Source organism: Ginsengibacter sp. (genome assembly GCF_057362405.1).
On record NZ_JBMQQG010000030.1, the window covers coordinates 1 to 4,989 of the forward strand.

At 38.2% G+C, this 4,989-nt stretch carries 5 protein-coding genes and 1 pseudogene; 4 read left to right on the forward strand and 2 right to left on the reverse strand.

Annotated features, from left to right (window positions below):
- A pseudogene (locus ACO1O5_RS02390) lies at positions 1–232 on the reverse strand (hypothetical protein); the annotation flags it as partial.
- A 360-nt stretch (positions 233–592) separates the two neighbouring features.
- Entirely contained in the window at positions 593–1,465 is an 873-nt protein-coding gene (locus ACO1O5_RS02395; RefSeq protein WP_486268094.1) for an OmpA/MotB family protein, read from the reverse strand.
- Between the two features lie 214 nt (positions 1,466–1,679).
- On the opposite strand from ACO1O5_RS02395, the gene ACO1O5_RS02400 reads away from it, so the two are divergent.
- The 4 genes from ACO1O5_RS02400 to ACO1O5_RS02415 all read left to right on the forward strand — a co-directional run.
- Complete coding sequence (locus ACO1O5_RS02400) at positions 1,680–2,342, forward strand: hypothetical protein (RefSeq protein WP_486268096.1); 663 nt, start codon at positions 1,680–1,682, stop codon at positions 2,340–2,342.
- A gap of 91 nt (positions 2,343–2,433) precedes the next feature.
- Positions 2,434–3,321 (forward strand): subclass B3 metallo-beta-lactamase, encoded by an 888-nt coding sequence (gene bla, locus ACO1O5_RS02405; RefSeq protein WP_486268098.1) that lies wholly within the window; start codon positions 2,434–2,436, stop codon positions 3,319–3,321.
- Positions 3,322–3,450: 129 nt separating this feature from the next.
- Positions 3,451–4,290, forward strand: coding sequence for a helix-turn-helix domain-containing protein (locus tag ACO1O5_RS02410; protein WP_486268100.1), 840 nt, complete (start codon positions 3,451–3,453; stop codon positions 4,288–4,290).
- A 100-nt stretch (positions 4,291–4,390) separates the two neighbouring features.
- The coding region (locus ACO1O5_RS02415) for an SDR family oxidoreductase (protein ID WP_486268102.1) at positions 4,391–4,989 on the forward strand (599 nt) is incomplete at its 3' end.

Here is a 4,989-nt window from a genome sequence, read left to right on the forward strand (position 1 = left end):
CAGAACCAACGGGCACTTTTGCGATAACCTTTAGCGTAGCCGGATCAACAATTGCTAATGTATGATCTGCTTTTGAAAGCGCCAGCAATGAATGCTGTTGGGCCGCGGAGCGAGCACCGTAGAAAACTAACGGTATCAAAAAAATACTAACGGTAAATAGCCTTGTCAATAGGTTTTTTACCTTATTGATGATAACGGGATGTAACAAGCCAGGCAAAAAAAATGTTTTCATTTTAATTGGTTTGAGGGTGTAATTGCTGCTCTTGATGTTGTGGCTTATGGGCATTTTCTATCTATGGATTTCAACACCGGATGCGCTCGATAATTTTTGATAAAGTTACCAACAATACGGAAATTGAAAATGGTAACTTTCGTACAAGGCAACCGGCGTAATATTCCAATAGGGGTCTTTAATCTATTGCAGTGTTATCTTCGTCTATTGTTTACCGGTAGTTTTACTTTTCCTGAGATGTTTAAATCCTTTGGTATCAATTTTATTCAATTCGATCTTATTTTTTCTGCACGATTGATAAATAAAAACAACGTCCCCTAGAAGAGGACGTTGCTGCAATAAAATATCAATTCGTATCGATCAATGCGTGCCGGTTGAGTCAGATGCGTTTCCTTTGCCGATCAAATCCATAAACTGGTTAAGCTTAGGCGTAATAATGATCTCGGTACGCCTGTTCCTTGATCTGCCATCAGGAGTATCGTTGCTGGTAACAGGGTTGTATTGGCCGCGGCCACCGGCTGTAAGGCGTTGCGGATCTACGCCATAATTGTTTTGCAGCGACTGCACTACTGAGGATGCCCGCAGTGCACTCAAATCCCAGTTATTGCGAATATTGGGTTTTGAGATCGGTACACTGTCTGTGTTGCCTTCTATCAACACATCATAATCTTTATAGTCGGTAATAATTTTTGCAATTTTTGATAAAGTGGCTCCGGCCTTGTCTGAAATTTCATAACTGCCGGATTTGTATAGCATATTATCTGAAAGAGAAATATACACAACACCTTTCAAAACTTTCACATCCACATCCTGCATTTCTTCTTTACTAAGCGATCTTGTAAGGTTATTAGTGAGTACCATATTAAGCGAATCGCTTTTGCTTTTGGATGCTATTAGTTCTTGTATGTATTTGTTAGATGAATTGATTTCATCTACAAGTTTAGAAACATTTACATTACCCTGGCTCGCGGAGGTAAGGCATTTATCTAATGCTGACTGCAGCGCCTTCTCATGCTCACGTTCTGCATTTATCTGGTCCTGCAAACTTGAGATTCGAACGGTAGCCCGATCTAAATTTGACTTACATTCTTCACCTTCGCGGGTGAGCTCGCTGTTTCTGTCCTGTAATTTGTTATAGTTTGCATACAGCGCATCAAACTTTTTTGTACTTACACAACCTGTTGTACATACCATTGCCGTTATAACGGCAATTAAGCTAAAATTAAACTTCACGTTTATAAATTTTGGAGTTAATAAATAATTTTTCAATAAAATATTTCGCCAAGGTATTGAATTTGCAATAAATAACATTCACCTGCGGTACGAATGATCGGGTACCCGCTTATTTAAACCGCTTATAAAGTGTGCTTAGCCGGTTACGCAATATCAATTTCATAAAGAAAAAGTCATAATAGCTTAGTGTAAAATTCTTTTTAAATCTTAGCAAATGAAACGTTTAAAAATTTTCTTGTTGCTTATACCGGTAGCTCTTTGCTCAGCAGGGCTTGTATCCCCCGATCATGCCGGCAAAAACAACACCGATGCAAACGGAGTGCTCCTTGTATATACCGGCGCCCTGCATGGGGTAATGAACCTTGATATTGGCATTCATGTTGAAATAGATTCTGCAATAGGTGTGCGGTATGAGGTTGTTTTTGAAAAAGGAAGTAATGTAATGTCGCATATGGCCTTATTTTATAAATTTTCTGATCCTCTAAAAACGATTATCTATAATTATGTTAGTCACAAGTCCATCGTCAATAGTTGCTGTGGATCATCCGGAGGCGGGTCAAATCTGAAGGTTGTAGGAACTGATCTTATAGATTCTTTTTCGTGCACACATCTCCAGGGTATCAACAATTCGGATGAAGGAGCGGAGGATTATTGGGTGAGCACCGGCGTGCCGGGATATTCAAAGCTGATGAATATACTCAATAACATCAGCCCGGGCCTTCAGCAAATGTTCGTTAATGGAAATATATTTCAGTGGGGCGGCCCGGTAAAGGTAATCCAAACCTTCCACGGCCAGGGGATTGCCAACGTGAGACTTGTAGAAGCCAATTCAACCATGAGTTTTCCCGCCAGTGATTTTGACGTTCCATCAAACTAAAGGAAGAAGTTTTTAGCAGGTTTCGATAATTGATAATGAGTTATCTGCAAAGCTAATATCTTTGAATATTCTGTTTAATTCATACCGATAGATGTTCAAAGGTTTTCTTTCCAATATAATCTTCGGCGTATTCCTGTCAATAGTCATGCTTCCTGTGTTGGCACAAAAGGTACAGGAACCCAAAACAACAAACCCCGAGTGGTCAACACCCTATCAGCCATTCAGGATAGCCGGCAACTTATATTACGTAGGCACGTACGACCTGGCCTGTTATATCATTACAACTACACAAGGAAATATATTAATCAATACCGGGCTTTCAAGTTCTTTTTCTCAAATAAAAAACAACATTGAAAGATTGGGCTTCAATTTTGCAGACACTAAAATACTTTTAACAACACAGGCACACTACGACCACGTGGGCGCTATGGCAGCCGTAAAAAAGGCGACAGGTGCGCAATTAATGGTAGATGAAAAAGAAGCGGATGTACTGGCAACAGGGGGTAACTCCGATTATGCGCTGGGCGGGCATGGCAGTGTTTACCAACCGGTAGAGCCTGACCGGTTATTGCATGATGGCGATACCATTCAACTGGGTAACATGCAACTTGTGATGTTGCATCATCCCGGTCATACAAAAGGCTCGTGTAGTTTTTTGTTTACCGTGAAAGACGATCAAAGAAGTTACCGGGTACTTATTGCCAATATGCCAACGATAGTTACGGACAAGCCGTTTGCTTCCATTACATCCTACCCGGATGTAGTCAGCGATTATGCCTACACGTTAGCAGCCATGACAAAGGTTTCCTTTGATATTTGGCTGGCTTCGCATGCCAGCCAGTTTAAGTTGCACGATAAACATCATCCCGGCGATGCATACAATCCAGCTGCTTTTATAGACCGTAAAGGCTATGATACCGAACTAAGCGATTTGCAAAAAGAATATGATGAGAAGATAAAAAAGGATGCGGGGAAGTAATTGTAACCTGGAAGGTTTTGGCCTGGGCACGAGTTAGCGGGCAGGCTAAAAGATACCCAAAGTATGCAAACAGACATTTCACTTTTCAAAAGAACCCAAAAGAAAAGGAATTAATTTTGGCTGGACAAAATGATATTATCTCATCAAAAATTTGACTTAGGCAATAAATGCTTAATTGAAAAAATTATTATTCAAGCTCCATTTCGTTTTAGTACAAACTTTCAGGATGAAGCTTGTTTTATTTATTTTTCGGAAGGAAGTACAAAAATTAATTCTGCTCTCGAGCATATGCCTGTTAACTCTCACGATTCTGTTTTATTAAAGTGCGGGACATATTTCGCTGACCTTTTAAAATACAGTCAGGCAGATAAATATGAAATAGTCGTTTTTCACTTGTATCCTGATGTGCTTCGCAAAATTTATGCAAATGAAATACCCGCTTTTGTAAAACCTTTCGACAAAAAACCCTCTATTCAAAAAATAGCAACAACAGAGATAATTGCAAAATTTATCGAGAGTTTATATTTCTATTTTGACAATCCACAATTGGTAAACGAAGATTTGTTGCAACTAAAAATAAAGGAATTGATTTTATTGTTGGTACAAACAAAAAGTGCAGCTTCCGTTGTTGATCTATTTGCAGATTTGTTTACCCCAAGAAACGTAAACTTAAAAGAAACAGTAAATAAACATTTGTTTTCAAATCTATCCATTAATGACTTAGCAATTTTATGCAATCTTAGCTTGTCTACATTTAGTAGAACTTTTCAAGAACTCTTTAATGCTTCGCCTGCCAGTTACATCAAGACAAAACGGCTCGAAAAAGCAAAAGAGTTGCTTGCCAAAAGCACCCTGACCATTAGTGAAATTGCGTATGAAACTTGCTTTGCCGATGTTGCCCATCTTTCAAAATCTTTCAAATCTGAGTTTAATATTTCTCCGAGGGATTTCAGAAAGTCCTTAAAATAAGGTAGAAATTTCTGTGAATGAAATATACAAATCTTTGACTTTCTCACACAAATATTTGAAAGTATTCCTTTCTAATCTTGCAGTGTGAAATAGAAAGAAAATGAAGTTACAAGACAATACGATTTTAATAACAGGAGGCGGTTCAGGTATAGGAGTGGCTTTAGCAAAGAAATTATCTGTTAGTAATAAGGTAATTATTTGTGGTAGAAATTTTATGAAACTGCAGGATGTTAAAAATCAATTTCCTAAAATTGAGATTATCCAATGCGATATTTCAAATGGAGAGTCTGTAAGAAATCTTATAGCGGAAATTCAAAAAAAATATTCAAGCCTTAATTTTTTGATAAACAATGCTGGTACAATGAAGTTTTGGAATTTGACAAATAGTGATTCGAATTCAGAAGAGCTTTATCCCGAAATCCAAACCAATCTTATCGGAACTATTGGACTAACACAAGCATTGCTGCCACACTTATTGAAACAAAACAAAGGCTATATCTTAAATGTATCATCGGTGCTTGCTTTTGTGCCGATGTCGGCTGCACCAATTTATAGTGCTACCAAATCGGCCTTGCATTCCTATTCCATTTCTCTCCGTCAACAATTGGAAAACAGGAACATAAAAGTGTTTGAACTTTTGCCAGCCGCAATCGATACAGAAATGGCAGTGACTATAAAAAAAAGTATTGGTATGCAAAG